The organism is Achromobacter xylosoxidans A8 (assembly GCF_000165835.1).
Taxonomy (GTDB): domain Bacteria; phylum Pseudomonadota; class Gammaproteobacteria; order Burkholderiales; family Burkholderiaceae_B; genus Achromobacter; species Achromobacter xylosoxidans_B.
The window spans coordinates 119,496-137,324 of the sequence record NC_014640.1 but is presented as its reverse complement, the minus strand read 5'-3'; the positions used below and the strand labels follow the sequence as shown (position 1 = coordinate 137,324).

The following is a 17,829-nucleotide window of genomic DNA, read 5'->3' as shown; positions in this document are numbered from 1 at the left end:
GATTCCTTAAGGTGGCGTCAGGCGAGAAGCGTAGGCAAAAATCACCGGGCAGATTGTCCGCCCGGCGACATTGGGCTTGCCGGCTTACCAGCCGCGCGACACCTCCCAGGTGACTTCGGCATTTGCCGCCAGGGATTGGCGCATCATATCCAGCAGGGGGAAAGCGCGTTCCTTCAGGCCCACCATGCGTGCCATGGGCGATGCAGGCGCCTTGTCGTCGTCTTCTTCGTCGCTCTTGTCATGGGAACTCTGATAGTCGTCGATGGCGCGCTCGATGCCGCTGATGGCGGGTCCCAGCTGTTCCACGGTGAAAACGCCACGCTCCGGGATCTTGTCTCCGAAGGACTTGCCGGCCGCCTGCAACAGCGCGCCCGCATGGTCGGTCAGCATCAGAACCTCGGCCACGACCTTGGAATGAAAGGTGATCAGCATATTCCAGTCTCCCACATTGATTACTTACATACACTACCGCAACACCCGGGGGCTGCCAACTGGCCCGGGGCAGCAGGTCCGATGGCCGGGCGCCATCCGTCCCCCCAGACCCTCCGGCGCAAGGTTCCCGCCCTGGGCGCAGGCCGGTCCAATGGCCAAATCAAGCTATGATTCAGGAGATTCCCGTGACAGCGGGACCTGACGCGGCCATGAATGCGGCGCGCGCGGTCCGCCCGGCTACGCCGCCCCCTGTCCGCTCCGCCCGACAGGCCCGGCCTGTACGGGCGCGTCCGTCACTAACTCAGAACTTCTCCAGACGCCCATGCTCCTCGAGCAACAAAAACAGCTTATCTCCCTGATCCAGGCCGCCGTCGCGCAAAGCCTGCCCGACGCCGTGGCAAATGTGCTGCTGGAGCGCCCCAAGGTTGCCGCCCACGGCGACGTCGCCACCAACGTGGCCATGCAACTGGCCAAGCCGGCCCGCCGCAACCCGCGCGAACTGGCCCAGGCCATCGTCGACGCCCTGATGGCGCAGCCCGGCGCCGCCGGCCTGATCGAGTCCGCTGAAATCGCCGGGCCGGGTTTCATCAACCTGCGCATCACCGCCGCCGCGCGCCAGGCCGTCATCGCCGCCGTGGCCGAGCAGGGCGCCGCCTTCGGCCGCTCGCCCCGCAGCGGCGAGAAGATCCTGGTCGAGTTCGTGTCGGCCAACCCCACCGGTCCGCTGCACGTGGGCCATGCCCGCCAGGCCGCGTTGGGCGACGCCCTCTGCCGCCTGTACGACGCCATCGGCTGGGACGTCACCCGCGAGTTCTATTACAACGACGCCGGCAACCAGATCCACAACCTGGCCATCAGCGTGCAGGCCCGCGCCCGCGGCCTGACGACCGAATCGCCCGACTGGCCCGTCGACGGCTACAAGGGCGACTACATCGCCGACATCGCGCGTGACTTCCAGGCCGGCGCGACCGTCCACTCCGATGGCGTGGACGTCATCGCCACGGGCGACGTCGACAATCTGGACGACATCCGCGTCTTCGCCGTGGCCTACCTGCGTCGCGAGCAGGACCTGGACCTGCAGGCCTTCGGCCTGGCGTTCGACAACTACTACCTGGAAAGCTCGCTCTATACCTCCGGCCGGGTCGAAGCGACCGTCAAGGCGCTGGTCGCCGGCGGCCATACCTACGAGGAAGGCGGCGCGCTGTGGCTGCGCACCACCGAACTGGGCACGGGCGACGACAAAGACCGCGTCATGCGCAAAAGCGAAGGCGGCTACACCTACTTCGTGCCGGACGTGGCCTACCACAAGGCCAAATGGGAGCGGGGCTTCCATCGCGCCGTGAACATCCAGGGCAGCGACCACCACGGCACCGTGGCGCGCGTGCGCGCCGGCCTGCAGGCTCTGGAAGAGGGCATCCCCAAGGACTACCCGGCCTACGTGCTGCACAAGATGGTCAAGGTCATGCGCGGCGGCGAAGAGGTCAAGATCTCCAAGCGCGCCGGCAGCTACGTGACCATGCGCGACCTGATCGACTGGGTGGGCCGCGACGCCGTGCGCTACTTCCTGATCCAGCGCCGTGCCGACACCGAATTCGTGTTCGACGTGGACCTGGCGTTGTCCAAGAGCGACGAGAACCCGGTCTATTACATCCAGTACGCGCACGCCCGCATCTGCTCGGTGATCAACAATGCCGCCATGCCGGCCGCCGACGTGGCCCAGGCCGATGCCGCGCTGCTGACCGCCCCGACCGAATTCGCGCTGATGCAGCGCCTGGCCGAATTCCCCAACGTGGTGGCGCTGGCGGCGCAGGAACTGTCGCCGCACCATATCGCCTTCTGGCTGCGCGACTGCGCCTCGGACTTCCACGCCTGGTACGGCGCCGAGCGCGTGCTGATCGATGACACCGCCCTGAAACTGGCCCGCCTGCGCCTGGCCTCGACCACGCGCCAGGTGCTGGCCAACGGCCTCGAGCTGATGGGCGTGTCGGCGCCCGAGCGGATGTAACATCGGTTCATGGCAACCAAGCGCAAAACCACCACCCGCCGTTCCTCCGGCGAAAGCGGCAGCACCCTGTACGGCGCGCTGGCCGGCTTGCTCCTCGGCCTGATCGTGGCCGCCGTCGTCGCCTTCTACGTCACCAAGGCGCCCGTACCCTTCGTCGACCGGGCCAGCCGCCAGGGCGACAATGGCAAGCTGCCGGATCCGCGCCAGGCGCCGGACCCCAACGCCGGCCTGTACGGCCGCGACGGCGCCGCCGGCGTCCCGTCCACCGGCCCGACCGCCACGGCGCCCGCGCCGCTGCCGGGCGCAGGCGTGGCCACCGGCCCGGCCACGGGCCCCGCCCCCACCAAGGGCGACGACACCCCCGCCAAGCTGGACGACCTGGGCGCGCTGATTGCCACCCTGCCCACCTCCAAGGGGCCTGCCGTAGCCTCCGCCGCGCCGTCCGCCGCCCCCAGCCAGGCGCCCACGCCGATCTCCAAGGCCGCGCCCGCGCCGGCTCCCAAGCCGGCCGCCAGCGCGTCCGCGGCCAACGGCACGTACTACCTGCAGGCCGGCGCATTCCGTGGTGAAAACGACGCGGAATCCCTCAAGGCCCGCATCATCCTGCTGGGCCTGCCGGTGGCGGTGCAAAAGGCCGAAGTAAACGGCAAGGCCATCAACCGGGTCAGGGTGGGTCCCTTTGCCCGCCTGGACGACATGAACCGGGCCCGCGGCCGCCTGGGCGAGAACAAGATCGAAACCGCCGTGGTGCGCCAGTAATGCGCGCCGCCGCGCCCGCCAGCATTGAACTTATCCGGCCCCGGGCCTGTCTGTAACTTTTTACTCAGGAACCTCTCATCCATGCTGTCCCCCAAGATAATCCGCATCCTGGCCGCGGCCGCGCTGACCGCCACGGCTTTCTTCAGCCCGGCAAGCCACGCGCAAGGCGCGCAGCAATCCATCGCCATCAATCCACCGCTGCCGTCGGACACCCCGGGCAAGATCGAGGTCCTGGAATTCTTCGCCTACACCTGCCCGCACTGCGCCGCCATGGAGCCCATGGTTGAAGACTGGGCCAAGACCGCACCGCCGGACGTGGTGCTCAAGCAGGTTCCGATCGCTTTCAACGCCGGCATGAAGCCGCTGCAGCAGCTCTACTACACGCTGCTGGCCCTGGACCGCCCGGACCTGCACCCCAAGGTTTTCGCCGCCATCCACGGCGAACACAAGCGCCTGTTCGACAAGAAGGCGATGGGTGAATGGGCCGCGACCCAAGGCGTGGACCGCGAGAAGTTCGACTCGGTCTTCGATTCGTTCAGCGTGCAGACGCAGGTGCAGCGCGCCAACCAGCTGGCCGAGGCCTACCGCATCGACGGCACCCCGTCGTTCGCTGTCGGCGGCAAGTTCATGACCTCGCCCGTCATGGCCGGCAACAGCTACGAAGGCGCACTGAAGGAAGTGACCCGCCTGATCCCGCTGACGCGCAACTGATACTTTTCAGCCAGAATACGCAACGCCCCGAGCCGCCAGGCCGGGGCGTTTTTCTTTGCCGTTGGCGCCCGGGCCCGCGCTACACTTTCCGCACAACAATTCGCCGCGATAGCGGCACATAACGGGTGGAAGACAAATGAAGCAGCGATTCCCGCGCAGCCGCGCGATGCTGGGCCTGTGCCTGGCGCTGGCCGCCAGCCTGGCCCAGGCCAATGAAGCCGATGGCGTGAAGATCGGCGTACTCACGGACATGGCGGGCGTCACCGCCGACGCCACCGGCAAGGGCTCGGTCGAAGCCGCCCGCCTGGCCATCGAGGAAATGGGCGGCACCCTACTGGGCAAGCCCATTTCGCTGGTATCGGGCGACCACCAGCATCGGCCCGACATCGGCAGCAGCATGGCGCGCAAGTGGTACGACACCGATGGCGTGGACGTGATCGTGGACGTGCCCAATTCCTCGGTGGCGCTGGCGGTGCAGGGCATCGCGCGCGACAAGAAAAAGCTGGTGCTGTTCTCCAGCCCCGGCACCACCGCGTTGACCCAGGCACAATGCTCGCCCTACGGCGTGCAATGGACCTACACCACCTACGCGCTCTCGCGCGGGACGGCGACCGCGGTGGTCAACGAAGGCAACAAACGCTGGTTCATCCTGGCGTCCGACTACGCCTTTGGCAAGCAGCTGGCGGCGGACACCGAAACCGTGGTCAAGGCCAACGGCGGCGAGGTCGTCGGCACCGTCTACCACCCGCTGAACGCCTCGGATTTCGCGTCCTTCCTGTTGCAGGCGCAAGCCTCCAAGGCACAGATCATCGCCATCGCCAACGCGGGCGGCGACACCATCTCGGCCATCAAGCAGGCGGCGGAATTCGGCATCGGCGGCGCGCAGCAGCTGGCCGCCATGCTGCTGCTGATCACGGACGTGCACAGCCTGGGCCTGCAGGCCGCGCAGAAAACCTATCTGACGGTTCCGTCCTACTGGGACATGAACGACGGCACGCGCGCCTTCGCCAAGAAGTTCGAGGCCCGCGTGGGGCGTCCGCCCACCTTCCTGCAGGCCGGCGTCTACGGATCGGTGCGCCATTACCTGCAAGCCGTGAAGGCCGCCGGCACGGTGGACGCCGATGCCGTCATGGCCAAGATGAAATCGCTGCCCATCGACGATCCCTTCAGCCTGAATGCGCGTATCCGCGAGGACGGCCTGGTGGTACGCGACATGATGCTGGCGCAGGTCAAGACGCCGGCGCAGTCCAAGGCGCCCTGGGACTACTACAACATCGTGCGCAACATCCCCGGCGCCACGCTGGCCTGGCCCTTGTCGGAAAGCCAATGCCCGCTGGTCAAACCATGACGCAAGCGGTTAGCCCGGCGGCAGTGACCCTGTCCGACTTCGGCAGCTTTTACGCGGGTGGCCGGCAGGTACGCATCGACGGCCAGCCACAGCGCGACATCGCGTTCACGCAGAGCGCGTCGCTGGCCTACGACCCCAACGGCCTGTACCACTTCGAGCAGGCCTACGTGCAGTACTTCATCCCGGCGCGGCTCGCGCATCCGCTGCCCATCGTGCTGTTGCATGGCGGCGGCATGACGGGCGCGATGTGGGAACAGACGCCGGATGGAAGGCCGGGCTGGATGCAGCATTTCCTGCGCCAGGGCCACGCGGTCTATGTCGTGGACAACGTCGAGCGCGGCCGTGCGGGCTGGGCGCCGTTCAAGGAAGTCTGGCCCGAGCCGCCCATCATCCGCAATGCCGAAGAGAGCTGGACGCTGTTCCGCTTCGGGCGCGCCGAGGACTACGCGGCGCGGCGCGCTTTCGAGGGCCAGCGCTTTCCGGTCGCCGTGTTCGACGACTTCATCCGCCATGCAGTGCCGCGCTGGCTGGGCAATAACGATGCGGCGTTGAGGGGGTTCTGCGCGGTGCTGGACCGCATCGGGCCGTGCCTGGTAATGGCGCACAGCCATGGCGGCGAGGTCGCCTACCGCGCGCTGCATGCGCGGCCGGATCTGGTGCGCGGCGTCATCGGCATCGAACCCTCGGGCTTCTCGCCCGAGGTTGCGGCCCAGGCCGTGGCGGACAAGCCATTCCTGTTCGTCTATGGCGACTACCTGGACGCCACGCCGCTGTGGGAAAAGCTGTGCATCACCGGACAGGCCTATGCCGATGAGCTGGCGCGCCAGGGCGCCCGCGTGCAGACCTGGCGCCTGGCCGACATGGGCATTGCCGGCAATTCGCACATGCCCATGATGGACGACAACAGCGACGACATCGCCGCGCGCATCGGCGTCTGGATACGCGGCACGGCCGCCTGAGGCGGCCTCGCCTCGCGCAGCTCAGCCCTGGACGGCCGCGGCCTTTTCCAGCGCCTGGGTCAGGTCGGCGATGATGTCGTCCGGCGATTCCAGGCCGATGTGCAGGCGCACCAGGGCGTTGTCGCCTTCGCCCCAATAGCGGTGCTTGGACAGGTCCTTGCCCGACACCAGCTGCACCAGGCTTTCGTAGCCGCCCCAGGAAAAGCCGATGCCGAACAGCGTCAACGAATCCACGAACACGCGCGCCGCCGCCGGCGACAGGCGCAGTTCGACGGACAGCATGCCGTTGGAGCCGGTGCAATCGCGCTGCCACAACGCGTGGCCGGGATCCTGCGGCCAGGCCGGGTGGAACAAGCGCACCGTCTCGGAACGGCTCTTGAAGAATTCGCACACCTGCAAGGCGTGGCGCGCATGCTGCGCCATGCGGATGGGCATGGTGCGCACGCCGCGCAGGGCCAGCCAGGCGTCATCCGCGCTGATGGAATAACCCATGGCGTACTGCGTGCGGTTGAGCTTGCGGGCGATCTCTTCGTCATTGGTGACGACGGCGCCCAGCATCAGGTCGGAGTGTCCGCCCACGTACTTGGTGCCTGCAATGACGGACACCTGCGCGCCCAGCGTCAGCGGGCGGTAGATGTAGCCCGAGCCCCAGGTATTGTCGGTGGCCAGCACCAGGCCACGACGCTGCGCGAAGGCGGCCATGGCGCCCATGTCCAGCATCTCGAACAGCAGGGATCCGGGCGACTCCACGTACAACAGCTTGGTGGTCGGACGCACCAACTCTTCCAGGTCCTCGCCGGCCGCGAAGTACGTGATCTCGATGTTCATACGCTTGAGCACCGCGTCGTCCAGCTCGCGCATCGGGCCATAGACGCAATCCGAGATCAGCGCGTGGTCGCCGGCCGAGCACAGCGCCATCATGACCATGGTCATGGCCGACAGGCCCGAGGACGCCAGGTAGCAGTGCGTGCCGCCTTCGAGCTGGGTGAAGACCTCTTCCAGCGCCGCATGCGTGTCCATACCCATGCGTCCGTAGGTGGAGGCGCGGCCGCCTGCCGCCTTGCTGCGCTGAGCCTTTTCAAGCGCGGCGAGGTTCTCGAAGCGCACCGTGCTGGCGCGCATCGGCGGCAGGGGCACCGGCGCCGTGCCGGTTTCGGGGTTGAACGGGGCGGTGCCTGCGTGCTGCAGAAGCGTATCGATGTGTTTGGTGGGCATCTTCAGTGGACTGCTTGCGTATGGACAGGGGCGGAATAAAGGCGATCAGGATGAACCATATCAGGCCAGGCGCGGCCTGTCCCTATCCGCCGATCCAGGTGACGGTTTCGGACTGCGAGGCGCGGCTGGTGCGGTAGCTGTTGGCGGGGTGCGCCGTATCCGCATAGCCGAAGGAAATGCCGCAGACCACGCGCCGGTCCGCGGCGATGCCGAGTTCCTCGCGCAGCACTTCCGGGTACATGGCCAGGGATGCCTGGGCAACCGTGGCCACGCCGTTGGCCTGGGCTGCCAGCAGGAAATTGGCCACATAGCCGCCGCAATCCATTGCGCCATATTCGCCCAGCGCCTCGTCGGTGGTGACGATGGCCACGTGCGGCGCGTCGAACAGCTGGAAATTGCGCATTTCCTGGCGCCGGTAGGCCTCGCGGTCGCCGCGCGCCACGCCGACCGCGCCATACAGCTGGAAGCCCGATTCGCGCCGTCGGGCCAGGTACTCGCCCTGGTATTCGCGCGGAAACGGAAAATCCGGCGTGAAGCCAGACTGTTCCGCGCGGCGTTGCAGCGCGCCGCGCAGGCGTTCCGTGCCCGCGCCTTCGGTGATCGTCACCTGCCAGGGCTGACAATTGCACCAGGAGGCGGTGCGCTGCGCCAGGGCCAGGACGCGTTCGATGGTGCCGCGCGCCACCGGCTCGGGCAGGAATGCGCGGCAGCTGTGGCGGGCCTGCAGCCACGCCTCGAGCGAGGCGTCGGGGCGCGCATCGGCGCCCTGCAAGGGTTCCGGGGATTGCGGCATGGCGGTGGGGGGCATGGCGGTTGTCTCTCCTGGTCGGCCCGGCTGGTCCCGCAAGGGACGCATGGGGCATGCATGATGGGCACGTCTTTGCCTTTATGATGCCACTTCCGGCCGCCTAGAGCCGGCCGAACCGTTCCAGGCGACCACTCATGCTGCCCATCGACACCCTGATCGCATTCTTCGGCATTGCCGTCCTGCTGGCCCTGACTCCGGGGCCGGACAATCTGTTCGTGCTGATGCAGTCCGCCATCTGGGGCCGCAAGGCCGGCATGTTCGTGGTGCTGGGGCTGTGCACGGGGCTGCTGGGGCATACAGCCGCCGTGGCCGTGGGACTGGCAGCCGTGTTTGCGGCCTCGCCCATGGCCTTCACCGTGCTCAAGCTGGCGGGCGCCGCCTACCTGGCCTATCTGGCGTGGCAGATCCTGCGCGCGCCGGTCGAATCCGAAGCCGGCAAGCGGCCCGAACCCATGCGGCCCGGTGCGCTGTACCGCCGCGGCATCGTGATGAACCTGACCAACCCCAAGGTGCTGCTGTTCTTCTTCGCCTTCCTGCCGCAGTTCACCTCGCCGGCGCTGGGTCCCGTGGGTTTGCAGACCATGCAGTTGGGCGCGGTCTTCATGGTCGTCACGCTGCTGGTGTTCGGCGCCATTGCGTTCTTCTCGGGCGCGTTCGGTGAACTGCTGCAGCGCTCGGTGACCGCCAAGCGCTGGCTGAACCGGATTGCCGCGTTGGTGTTCATCGGGCTGGCCGTGCGGTTGGCTACGGCCACGCGTTAGGCGGCGCGGCGGCCCATGCGCGCCGCCTTTCTGCCTGCCACGCTCAGACGGCCGAGAACCGCACGATGCCGTCCGCGCCCAGCGCGCGCTTGAGCTTGCCTTCGAAATACAGCGCATGCAGGTGCGCCAGCGCCTCGCCCATGGCGAAGGTCAGCTGGTGCAGGTCCAGCTTGCGCTTGAACAGCACCGGCACGATATCCGTGGTCGATTGCGGCTGGATGGCACAAGCTTCCAGCACTTCCGCCAGGCGGTCGCGATGGTGTTCATGCTGTTGCGCGATGCGCTCATGCAGGCCCTTGAAGGGCCGGCCGTGCGAGGGCAGCACCAAGGTGTCCCTGGGCAAGTCGGCGTAACCATCCAGCGAACGCAGGTACAGGGGCAGGGGATTGGCGTCGGGCTCGTAGTCGAACACGCTGACGTTGGTGGAAATGCGCGGTAGCACCATGTCGCCCGAGATCAGCACGCCGAGATCCGGTGAAAACAGCGAAGCGTGCTCAGGCGCATGCCCATAGCCCACGATCACGCGCCAATCGCGCCCGCCGATGCGCACGTCATCGCCGTGCATGATGCGGGTATAGCGCGCGGGCACGGCCGGCACCAGATTGGGGTAGTAGTTGGCGCGCTGCCGAATCTGCTCTTGCGCGTCCAGGTCGGTCAGGCCGTGGCGGGCGAAGTGGTCCACCGCCGATTGGCCGCCCGGGCCGCCGCCCGCGTCGCCGCGGCGCGAGGACCACAGCGAGGCCACCACGAAGTCCGTCATCGTCATCCACAAAGGAGCACTCCAGCGTTCGCACAGCCAGTGCGCCAGGCCGATGTGGTCGGGGTGCATGTGGGTGACGATGACGCGCAGCACCGGCAGGCCTTCCAGTTCGGTCTCGAACACGCGTTCCCACAACGTCTTCACTTCATCTCGCGTGATGCCGCAGTCGACGATGGTCCAGCCGTCGCGGCCGTCGATGTTGTCGCGCAGCAGCCAGAGGTTGATATGATCCAGCGCGAACGGCAGAGGCATCCTGATCCATTTGACCCCTTCCGCCACCACGTGCGAACGGCCGGGTTCGGGCTGGAAATCAGTCCAGGGATATTGCAGTTTCTGTTCGTTCGGGTTCATTGCCTCTCCTCCACGCTTGACGATCGGGTCAAGTCATCATAATTTACGTTTACGTAAACTGCCATATCTCGCATGTCCCCGTCAACCTGGACTATCTCAGAGCTCTCCCGCGAGTTCGACGTCACGCCCCGCACGATCCGCTTCTATGAAGACCAGGGGATCGTCAGCCCGGCGCGCGAAGGGCGCAACCGCATCTTCGGGCCGCGCGACCGCACGCGCCTGAAGCTGGCCCTGCGCGGCAAGCGCCTGGGCCTGCAATTGTCCGAGATCCTGACCCTGATCGACATGTATGACGGGCCGGGCGACACCGAGGTCCAGCTGCGCCAATACTTGAGCGTACTGGAACAGCACCGCAGCACCCTGGAACAGCAGCGCCGCGACATCGAGGATACCCTGCACGAAATTTCGCAGCAGGAACAGCAATGCCGCGATCTGCTCGCGCAGAAGCCCTAGGAACGTGGGCGTGGGCGCTTTGCAAACCCTTGCGCTGTTCATCCTGACGGCGCTGGCCGAGATCATCGGCTGCTATCTTCCTTACCTGTGGCTGCGCAAGGGCCACTCCATCTGGCTGCTCGCGCCCGCGGCGGCCAGCCTGGCGCTGTTTGCCTGGCTGCTGACGCTGCACCCCACGGCTTCGGGCCGCGTCTATGCGGCGTATGGCGGCGTGTACATCGGCATGGCGCTGCTGTGGCTGTGGGCCGTGGACGGCGTGCGCCCCAGCACGAGCGACTGGCTGGGCGTGGGCCTGTGCCTGGCTGGCATGCTGGTCATCATGTTCGGACCGCGCAGCGCGTAGGCCGCGGCGCGTCCAAGAAAGGCGCCGCGAAACGCCGCGGCCTTGGGACGGCTAAAAAAAACGCGCGTACCCCAGAGGGTCGCGCGTTTCTTGTTGGACAAGGCTTACTCAGCCTTGATATTGCCTTCCTTGATGACCCGCGCATTGTTCGCGAATTCCGCTTGCACCTGCTTGGCGAACGCGTCACCCACGGCCGTGCCCGGCTGCAGGTAGGACTTGGCCAGCAAGTCCTGGAACTCGGCGCTGGCGACGGCCTTGGCCAAGGCGGCCTGTAGCGGCTGCGCAACCGTGGCCGGCAGATTGGCGGGCGCGAACACGCCGAAGTTCGAGTAGTACTGCGCCTGCGGCATCTTCAGCTCGGCCATGGTGGGCACGTCCGGCCAGGCGGCCAGGCGTTCGGGCGCCATCACGGCCAGGGGCTTGAGCGCGCCGTTGGCAACGTGCGGCAGCACCACATCGCTGTTGACCACCAGCAGTTCGACCACGCCGCCCAGGCCGTCGGTCAGCGCCTGGCTGTTGCCGCGGTAGGGCACGTGCAACATCTTGGTGCCGGTCTGGGCCGTGACGGCCGACATGCCGATGTGGGCCACGGTGCCCTGGCCCGGCGTGCCGTAGCGCACGCCGTCCGGGTGCGACTTGGCATAGTCGATCAGGCCGGCGAAGTCCTTCACCGGCAGCGCCTTGGTGGCGACGATGGCGACGGGCGCCACGGCCACGCTGGCCACCGGCGTCAGGTCCTTCATCGGGTCGTAGTTGGTCTTGGCCAAATGCGGGAAGATCGTCAGCGGGCTGGTGGAGGCCAGCAGCAAGGTGGTGCCATCCGGCTGCGCGCGCGCCACGAAGTCGGTGCCTACGGACGCGCCCGCGCCCGGCTTGTTCTCGACGATCACGGTTACGTTGCTTTCCTTGCGCAGCACGTCGCCCAGGCGGCGTCCGATCGCGTCGGCGCTGCCGCCGGCGGTGTAGGGCACCACCAGCGTGACGGGCTTGGCCGGCCAGCTCTGCGCCATTGCGCCGCTGGCCATGATTGCCAAGGCCGCCCCCGCGGCCTTGATCAGCAATGTCTTCTTTTTCATATCGTCCTAGTAATGTTGCGTGGCACTGCGTCAGATAAAACGGAAAGCATGAAGCACATCAGGCCAGATAGCGTTGCGCCAGGCGTACCCAGTACGACGCGCCAGCCGGAATCAGGGAATCGTTGAAGTCATAGCTGGCGTTGTGCAGCATGCAAGGCCCCAGGCCATGGCCCGCCATGCGGTGCTCGCCGTCGCCGTTGCCCAGGAACACGTAGCAGCCAGGCTTTTCCTGCAGCAGGAAGGCAAAATCCTCGGAAGCCATGGCCGGCTCGATCACCAATGCCTTGTCCTGGCCCACCACCTCGCGCATGACTTCCATGCAGAACTCGGTCTCGGCCACGGTGTTCACCAGCGCCGGGTAGCGGCGCTCGAAGAACACGTCGGCCTCGCAGCCGTGCGCGGCCGCGATGTTGCCGGCGATCTCGTTCATGCGGCGTTCGATCAGGTCGACCACGTCGGTGCTGTAGGCCCGCACCGAGCCGCCCAGCCAGGCGCTATTGGGAATGACGTTGATCACGCTGCCGCCGGCCTGCACCTGGGTGATCGACAGCACCGCGGCGTCCAGCGGACGCTTGCTGCGCGTGAGGATGGTCTGCAGGGACTGGCCGATGGCGAACAGCGCGGGCACCGGATCGCTGCAATCCTGCGGCGCGGCGGCGTGGCCGCCCTTGCCGCGCACGGTGATCTTGAAGCCGTTGGCGGCCGCCATCATCGGGCCGGCACAGACGCCGAAGGTCCCGGCGGCCAACCCCGGCCAATTGTGCATGCCGAACACAGCCTCGCAGGGAAAGCGTTCGAACAGGCCGTCCTGGATCATGGCGCGGCCGCCGGCACCGCCTTCCTCGGCTGGCTGGAAGCACAGGTACACCGTGCCGTCGAAGCCGCCCTCGGCCTGCAAGTGGCGCGCGGCAGCCAGCAGCATGGCGGTGTGGCCGTCGTGCCCGCAGCCGTGCATCTTGCCGTCATGGCGCGAACGATGGTCGAACTGGTTCTCTTCCTGCATGGGCAGCGCATCCATGTCGGCGCGCAGCATGATGGCGCGATCCGACGCGCCGCGCTTGATCACGCCGACCACCCCGGTCTTGGCGATGCCGGTGTGGGTCTCGATGCCCCAGCCGCGCAGCGTGTCCGCCACCACCTTGGCCGTGCGGTGCTCTTCGTAGCAAAGCTCCGGATGCATGTGGATGTCGCGCCGCAGCGCCACAATTTCGTCCAGATTGGTCAGTTCGAGCACGGCAAACTCCATCGCAATAATTCAGGATTCAAGGATCGGCTGGAATCTTACCCAGGGCCGCTCCCCCGGTAACACGCAATTACCTAGGGATAACCCGACTCCAATTTACGTTTACGTAAACGTAATATTTGCAGTGCATCATTGCCTAGCGATGGCCGATCGGCGCATCATGAGCCACGCGCGGCAATCCGGCGCCGGAGCCAGGCGCCCACAAAATAGTAAGTACCTACTATCACGGAGACAGCGATGAACCTTCCCGGCCTGAACTTCGACCTGGGCGAAGATCTGGACATGCTGCGCGACGCGGTGCGCAATTTCGCGCAGACCGAGATCGCGCCGCGCGCCGCAGAAGTGGACCGCAGCGACCAGTTCCCCATGGACCTCTGGCGCAAATTCGGCGAGCTCGGCGTGCTGGGCATGACGGCCGACGAGGAATACGGCGGCGCAAAAATGGGCTATCTGGCCCACATGATCGTGATGGAGGAAATCTCCCGCGCCAGCGCCTCGGTCGGCCTGTCCTATGGCGCGCACTCCAACCTGTGCGTGAACCAGATCAATCGCAACGGCACGGCGGCCCAGAAGGCCAAGTACCTGCCCAAGCTGATTTCCGGCGAACACGTGGGCGCGCTGGCCATGAGCGAGCCGGGCGCCGGTTCCGACGTGGTCAGCATGAAGCTGCGCGCCGACAAGAAGGGCGACCGCTACGTGCTGAACGGCACCAAGATGTGGATCACCAACGGCCCCGACGCCGACACCCTGGTGGTCTACGCCAAGACCGACCCCGAAGCCCACCAGCGCGGCATCACCGCCTTCCTGGTCGAAAAGGGTTTCAAGGGCTTTTCCGTGGCGCAGAAGCTGGACAAGCTGGGCATGCGCGGCAGCCACACCGGCGAACTGGTGTTCCAGGACTGCGAAATCCCCGAAGAGAACGTGCTGGGCCAGGTCAACGCCGGCGTCAAGGTGCTGATGAGCGGCCTGGACTACGAACGCGCGGTGCTGTCCGGCGGCCCGGTGGGCATCATGCAGGCCGTGATGGACGTGGTCGTCCCCTATATCCATGACCGCAAGCAGTTCGGCCAGGCCATCGGCGAATTCCAACTCATCCAGGGCAAGGTCGCCGATCTGTACACCACGTTGCAGGCCAGCCGCGCCTTCTGCTACCAGGTCGGCAAGAACCTGGACCGCCTGGGCGCCGAGCACGTGCGCCAGGTACGCAAGGACTGCGCCGCGCTGATCCTGTACACCGCCGAAAAAGCCACCTGGATGGCGGGCGAGGGCGTGCAGATCCTGGGCGGCAACGGCTACATCAACGAATACCCGGTGGGCCGCCTGTGGCGCGACGCCAAGCTGTACGAGATCGGCGCCGGCACCAGCGAAATCCGCCGCATGCTGATCGGCCGCGAACTGTTCAACGAAACCGCCTGAGCGCGCCTCCATGATCCGCATGTCCGACGTCCAGCACATCGAACAGGCGCCCGCGCCGGGCCCTGCGCCGCTGGACGTCGCGCGGCTGATCCTGGCGGGCTTCGACCGCCACTACGCGCTATTCCGCTACAGCGCCCAGCGTGCCAAGGCGCTGTTCGAATCCGGCGACTGGCACGGCATCCAGCGCCTGTCGCGCGAGCGCATCGAGTACTACGACATGCGGGTGCGCGAATGCGCCACCCAGCTGGAAGGCGTGCTGCGCGGCCGCCCGGAAGGCGCGGTAGGCGCCAATGGCAGCGCAGCCCCCACCCTGAGCGACGAGCAAACCGCGTTCTGGCAGCAGATCAAGCAGGAGTTCGTCGGACTGCTGGGCGAGCACCGCCAGCCCGAATGCGCCGAGACCTTCTTCAACTCGGTCTCCTGCCGCATCCTGCACCGCGACTATTTCCACAACGCCTTCCTGTTCGTCCGTCCGGCCATCGCCACCGATTACCTGGACAGCAGCATCCCCTCGTACCGGGTGTACTACCCAGCCACCGACGGGCTGGAGAAAAGCCTGATCCGCATGGTGGCGGACTTCGGTCTGGCGCTGCCCTTTGAAGACCTGCCGCGCGACACGCGGCTGCTGGCGCGCGCCGCGGTCAAGCAACTGCGCGCGACACTGCCGCGCCACGTCGGCCGCCGCATCGCCAGCGACTGCCAGATCCACGCGCTGGGCTCGCTGTTCTTCCGCAACAAGGGCGCCTACATCGTCGGCCGCCTGATCAACCAGGGTACGGTGTATCCCTTCGCGGTGGCGCTGATGCGCAACCCGGCGGGCCAGGTCGTGCTGGACGCGCTGCTGCTGGGCGCGGACGACCTGAGCACGCTGTTCAGCTTCACCCGCGCCTACTTCCTGGTGGACATGGAAACGCCGGCCGCGGTGGTGAACTTCCTGTCCAGCCTGCTGCCGCGCAAGCCCAAGGCCGAGCTCTACACCATGATCGGCCTGCAGAAGCAGGGCAAGACGCTGTTCTACCGCGACTTCCTGCATCACCTGGCCCATTCGCGCGACGCCTTCGACATCGCCCCCGGCATCAAGGGCATGGTGATGTGCGTGTTCACGCTGCCGTCCTATCCCTACGTGTTCAAGCTCATCAAGGACCGCATCGACAAGGACGGCATGGACCATGCCACCGTGCGCCGCAAGTACCAGATGGTGAAGCTGCACGACCGCGTCGGCCGCATGGCCGACACCTGGGAATACTCGCAGGTGGCGCTGCCGCGCGCGCGCTTCGCGCCGGCCCTGCTGGAAGAACTGCGCCGGCTGGTACCCAGCCTGATAGAGGAAACCGGCGACACGGTGGTCATCCGCCATGTCTACATCGAACGGCGCATGACGCCCTTGAACATCTATCTGCGCCAGGCTTCGGACGCGCTGCTGGACCCGGCCGTGCGCGAATACGGGGATGCCATCCGCCAGCTGGCCGCGGCCAATATTTTCCCCGGGGACATGCTGTACAAGAACTTCGGCGTCACGCGCCTGGGCCGCGTCGTTTTCTACGATTACGACGAAATCCAGCGCATGACCGAAATGAATTTCCGGCGCATCCCGCCCGCCCCCAACGAAGAGGCGGAACTGGCGTCCGAACCCTGGTACGCCATTGGTCCGAATGATGTATTCCCCGAGGAATTCGGACGTTTCCTGCTGGGCGACCCGCGCGTGCGCGGCGCCTTCATGCGTCACCATGCCGAGCTGCTGGAACCGGACTGGTGGCAGGCCTGCCGCACCCATGTAGCGCAAGGCCGGATTGAAGAATTTTTCCCTTACGATACGGACAGACGCCTGCGTCCGGAATGCCCTCCAGGCGACCACGCGGCCTCGTAACCCCAGAGCTGTCCCGACCCTCACAGGAGCTAGCCATGTCAGATCCCATCGTCATCGTTTCCGTTGCCCGCACGCCCATGGGCGGCATGCTGGGCGCCTTGTCCGGCCTGGCCGCGCACGAGCTGGGCTCGATCGCCATCAAGGCCGCCGTCGAACGCGCCGGCATCAAGCCCGAGCAAGTCGAAGAAGTCATCATGGGCAACGTGCTGCAGGCCGGCCAGGGCCAGGCCCCGGCGCGCCAGGCCGCGCTGGGCGCGGGCCTGCCGCTGGGCGTGGCTTGCACCACCATCCACAAAGTCTGCGGTTCGGGCCTGAAAGCCGCCATGTTCGGCCATGACCTGCTGGCCGCGGGCAGCGCCAACATCGTCGTCGCCGGCGGCCAGGAAAGCATGAGCAATGCTCCCTACCTGCTGCTCAAGGGCCGCCAGGGCTACCGCTACGGCCACAACACCGTGTATGACCACATGGCGCTGGACGGCCTGGAAGACGCCTACGACAAGGGCAAGGCCATGGGCGTGTTCGCCGAAGACTGCGCCTCCAAATATTCCTTCACCCGCGAACAGCAGGACGCGTTCTCGCTGGAATCGCTGCGCCGCGCCCGCGCCGCGTCCGAAGACGGCAGCTTCAAGTGGGAAATCGCCCCCGTGACGGTCGCCGGCCGCAAGGGCGACACGGTGATCGACACCGACGAGGCCCCCACCAAGGCCATGCCGGAAAAGATCCCCACCCTCAAGCCCGCCTTCAAAAAGGACGGCACCGTCACCGCCGCCAACTCCTCGTCGATCTCCGACGGCGCCGCCGCCATGGTGCTGATGCGCGCCTCCACCGCTGAAAAGCTAGGCGTAAAGCCGCTGGCCCGCATCGTCGCCCACAGCCAGCACTCGCAAGAGCCGAACTGGTTCACCACCGCCCCCGTGGGCGCGCTGAAGAACCTGTTCGCCAAGACCGGCTGGAAGGCCGAGGACGTGGACCTGTACGAAATCAATGAAGCCTTCGCGGTGGTCACCATGGCCGCCATGACCGACTTCAAGCTGCCGCATGACAAGGTCAACATCCACGGCGGCGCCACCGCCCTGGGCCATCCGATCGGCGCGTCCGGCGCCCGCCTGATGGCCACCCTGGTCGGCGCGCTGCGCAAGACCGGCGGCAAGCGCGGCGTGGCCACGCTGTGCATCGGCGGCGGCGAAGCCGTGGCAATGGCGATTGAAATGATCTGACGCAACGCCGGGAGGCTTCGGCCTCCCGGCTTTCGATGGATTCCGCTGCGCCTTTTTTGCATGGCGTCGTAGCGCGACGGGTCGGTCGCGCGCCGTGCAGGAAAG

17 protein-coding genes are annotated in these 17,829 nt (G+C 66.6%); 11 read left to right on the top strand and 6 right to left on the bottom strand.

Annotation, left to right across the window (positions count from 1 at the left end; translation table 11 throughout):
• Positions 1-84: 84 nt before the first annotated feature.
• Positions 85-432, bottom strand: a complete 348-nt coding sequence (locus AXYL_RS00645; protein ID WP_013390893.1) for a DUF1840 domain-containing protein — start codon at positions 430-432, stop codon at positions 85-87.
• A 322-nt stretch (positions 433-754) separates the two neighbouring features.
• Between AXYL_RS00645 and argS the strand changes: the two genes are divergently transcribed.
• The 5 genes from argS (at position 755) to AXYL_RS00620 (ending at position 6,214) form a co-directional block, all read left to right on the top strand.
• On the top strand, positions 755-2,437 hold the full coding sequence (gene argS, locus AXYL_RS00640; protein ID WP_013390892.1) for an arginine--tRNA ligase: 1,683 nt from the start codon (positions 755-757) through the stop codon (positions 2,435-2,437).
• Positions 2,438-2,446: 9 nt separating this feature from the next.
• Positions 2,447-3,196, top strand: a complete 750-nt coding sequence (locus AXYL_RS00635) for an SPOR domain-containing protein (RefSeq protein ID WP_013390891.1) — start codon at positions 2,447-2,449, stop codon at positions 3,194-3,196.
• An 81-nt stretch (positions 3,197-3,277) separates the two neighbouring features.
• Positions 3,278-3,907 (top strand): thiol:disulfide interchange protein DsbA/DsbL, encoded by a 630-nt coding sequence (locus AXYL_RS00630; protein WP_013390890.1) that lies wholly within the window; start codon positions 3,278-3,280, stop codon positions 3,905-3,907.
• A gap of 136 nt (positions 3,908-4,043) precedes the next feature.
• Positions 4,044-5,255, top strand: coding sequence for an ABC transporter substrate-binding protein (locus AXYL_RS00625; RefSeq protein ID WP_013390889.1), 1,212 nt, complete (start codon positions 4,044-4,046; stop codon positions 5,253-5,255).
• Positions 5,234-6,214, top strand: coding sequence for an alpha/beta fold hydrolase (locus tag AXYL_RS00620; RefSeq protein WP_041652053.1), 981 nt, complete (start codon positions 5,234-5,236; stop codon positions 6,212-6,214). Before AXYL_RS00625 ends, AXYL_RS00620 begins: the two co-directional genes overlap by 22 nt.
• Positions 6,215-6,235: 21 nt before the next feature.
• On the opposite strand, the gene AXYL_RS00615 is transcribed toward AXYL_RS00620, so the two are convergent.
• Complete coding sequence (locus tag AXYL_RS00615; protein WP_013390887.1) at positions 6,236-7,429, bottom strand: trans-sulfuration enzyme family protein; 1,194 nt, start codon at positions 7,427-7,429, stop codon at positions 6,236-6,238.
• Positions 7,430-7,511: 82 nt separating this feature from the next.
• Positions 7,512-8,237: a nitroreductase gene (locus AXYL_RS00610; protein ID WP_013390886.1), complete on the bottom strand. Its 726-nt coding sequence runs from the start codon at positions 8,235-8,237 to the stop codon at positions 7,512-7,514.
• 134 nt (positions 8,238-8,371) lie between these two features.
• Here AXYL_RS00610 and AXYL_RS00605 point away from each other — a divergent pair, with 134 nt between their 5' ends.
• Complete coding sequence (locus tag AXYL_RS00605; protein ID WP_013390885.1) at positions 8,372-8,998, top strand: LysE family translocator; 627 nt, start codon at positions 8,372-8,374, stop codon at positions 8,996-8,998.
• 43 nt (positions 8,999-9,041) lie between these two features.
• Here the strand turns inward: AXYL_RS00605 and AXYL_RS00600 are convergent, their stop codons facing one another.
• The gene (locus tag AXYL_RS00600) at positions 9,042-10,109 is read right to left on the bottom strand and encodes an MBL fold metallo-hydrolase (protein WP_013390884.1); all 1,068 of its coding nucleotides are present in this window, start codon (positions 10,107-10,109) and stop codon (positions 9,042-9,044) included.
• Between the two features lie 72 nt (positions 10,110-10,181).
• Between AXYL_RS00600 and AXYL_RS00595 the strand changes: the two genes are divergently transcribed.
• Together AXYL_RS00595 and AXYL_RS00590 are read left to right on the top strand one after the other, a co-directional pair.
• Positions 10,182-10,562 carry a MerR family transcriptional regulator gene (locus tag AXYL_RS00595; protein ID WP_013390883.1) on the top strand — a complete coding sequence of 127 codons (381 nt, stop codon included), beginning with the start codon at positions 10,182-10,184 and terminating at the stop codon, positions 10,560-10,562.
• 10 nt (positions 10,563-10,572) lie between these two features.
• A complete protein-coding gene (locus AXYL_RS00590; protein ID WP_013390882.1) occupies positions 10,573-10,905 on the top strand; it encodes a YnfA family protein in 333 nt (110 codons plus the stop codon).
• Positions 10,906-11,009: 104 nt separating this feature from the next.
• Here AXYL_RS00590 and AXYL_RS00585 read toward each other — a convergent pair whose 3' ends face one another.
• Positions 11,010-11,981, bottom strand: coding sequence for a Bug family tripartite tricarboxylate transporter substrate binding protein (locus AXYL_RS00585; RefSeq protein WP_013390881.1), 972 nt, complete (start codon positions 11,979-11,981; stop codon positions 11,010-11,012).
• A 58-nt stretch (positions 11,982-12,039) separates the two neighbouring features.
• Positions 12,040-13,215, bottom strand: a complete 1,176-nt coding sequence (locus AXYL_RS00580) for a M20 aminoacylase family protein (RefSeq protein ID WP_041654672.1) — start codon at positions 13,213-13,215, stop codon at positions 12,040-12,042.
• 246 nt (positions 13,216-13,461) lie between these two features.
• Between AXYL_RS00580 and AXYL_RS00575 the strand changes: the two genes are divergently transcribed.
• From AXYL_RS00575 to AXYL_RS00565, 3 genes are read left to right on the top strand one after another with little or no spacing between them, the layout of a single operon-like run.
• Complete coding sequence (locus tag AXYL_RS00575; RefSeq protein ID WP_013390879.1) at positions 13,462-14,640, top strand: isovaleryl-CoA dehydrogenase; 1,179 nt, start codon at positions 13,462-13,464, stop codon at positions 14,638-14,640.
• 10 nt (positions 14,641-14,650) lie between these two features.
• Positions 14,651-16,507: a bifunctional isocitrate dehydrogenase kinase/phosphatase gene (gene aceK / locus AXYL_RS00570; RefSeq protein ID WP_013390878.1), complete on the top strand. Its 1,857-nt coding sequence runs from the start codon at positions 14,651-14,653 to the stop codon at positions 16,505-16,507.
• Between the two features lie 35 nt (positions 16,508-16,542).
• Positions 16,543-17,724 carry an acetyl-CoA C-acetyltransferase gene (locus AXYL_RS00565; RefSeq protein WP_013390877.1) on the top strand — a complete coding sequence of 394 codons (1,182 nt, stop codon included), beginning with the start codon at positions 16,543-16,545 and terminating at the stop codon, positions 17,722-17,724.
• Positions 17,725-17,829 lie beyond the last annotated feature (105 nt).

Bases quoted from the DNA above. Each gene is read 5' to 3' on its own strand.
- AXYL_RS00635 (WP_013390891.1), top strand. From the start codon at position 2,447: ATGGCAACCAAGCGCAAAACCACCACCCGCCGTTCCTCCGGCGAAAGC.
- AXYL_RS00615 (WP_013390887.1), bottom strand. From the start codon at position 7,429: ATGCCCACCAAACACATCGATACGCTTCTGCAGCACGCAGGCACCGCC.
- AXYL_RS00605 (WP_013390885.1), top strand. From the start codon at position 8,372: ATGCTGCCCATCGACACCCTGATCGCATTCTTCGGCATTGCCGTCCTG.
- AXYL_RS00630 (WP_013390890.1), top strand. From the start codon at position 3,278: ATGCTGTCCCCCAAGATAATCCGCATCCTGGCCGCGGCCGCGCTGACC.
- AXYL_RS00575 (WP_013390879.1), top strand. From the start codon at position 13,462: ATGAACCTTCCCGGCCTGAACTTCGACCTGGGCGAAGATCTGGACATG.
- AXYL_RS00620 (WP_041652053.1), top strand. From the start codon at position 5,234: ATGCCCGCTGGTCAAACCATGACGCAAGCGGTTAGCCCGGCGGCAGTG.
- AXYL_RS00565 (WP_013390877.1), top strand. From the start codon at position 16,543: ATGTCAGATCCCATCGTCATCGTTTCCGTTGCCCGCACGCCCATGGGC.
- AXYL_RS00585 (WP_013390881.1), bottom strand. From the start codon at position 11,981: ATGAAAAAGAAGACATTGCTGATCAAGGCCGCGGGGGCGGCCTTGGCA.
- AXYL_RS00625 (WP_013390889.1), top strand. From the start codon at position 4,044: ATGAAGCAGCGATTCCCGCGCAGCCGCGCGATGCTGGGCCTGTGCCTG.
- AXYL_RS00595 (WP_013390883.1), top strand. From the start codon at position 10,182: ATGTCCCCGTCAACCTGGACTATCTCAGAGCTCTCCCGCGAGTTCGAC.
- AXYL_RS00600 (WP_013390884.1), bottom strand. From the start codon at position 10,109: ATGAACCCGAACGAACAGAAACTGCAATATCCCTGGACTGATTTCCAG.
- AXYL_RS00610 (WP_013390886.1), bottom strand. From the start codon at position 8,237: ATGCCCCCCACCGCCATGCCGCAATCCCCGGAACCCTTGCAGGGCGCC.
- aceK (WP_013390878.1), top strand. From the start codon at position 14,651: ATGATCCGCATGTCCGACGTCCAGCACATCGAACAGGCGCCCGCGCCG.
- argS (WP_013390892.1), top strand. From the start codon at position 755: ATGCTCCTCGAGCAACAAAAACAGCTTATCTCCCTGATCCAGGCCGCC.
- AXYL_RS00645 (WP_013390893.1), bottom strand. From the start codon at position 432: ATGCTGATCACCTTTCATTCCAAGGTCGTGGCCGAGGTTCTGATGCTG.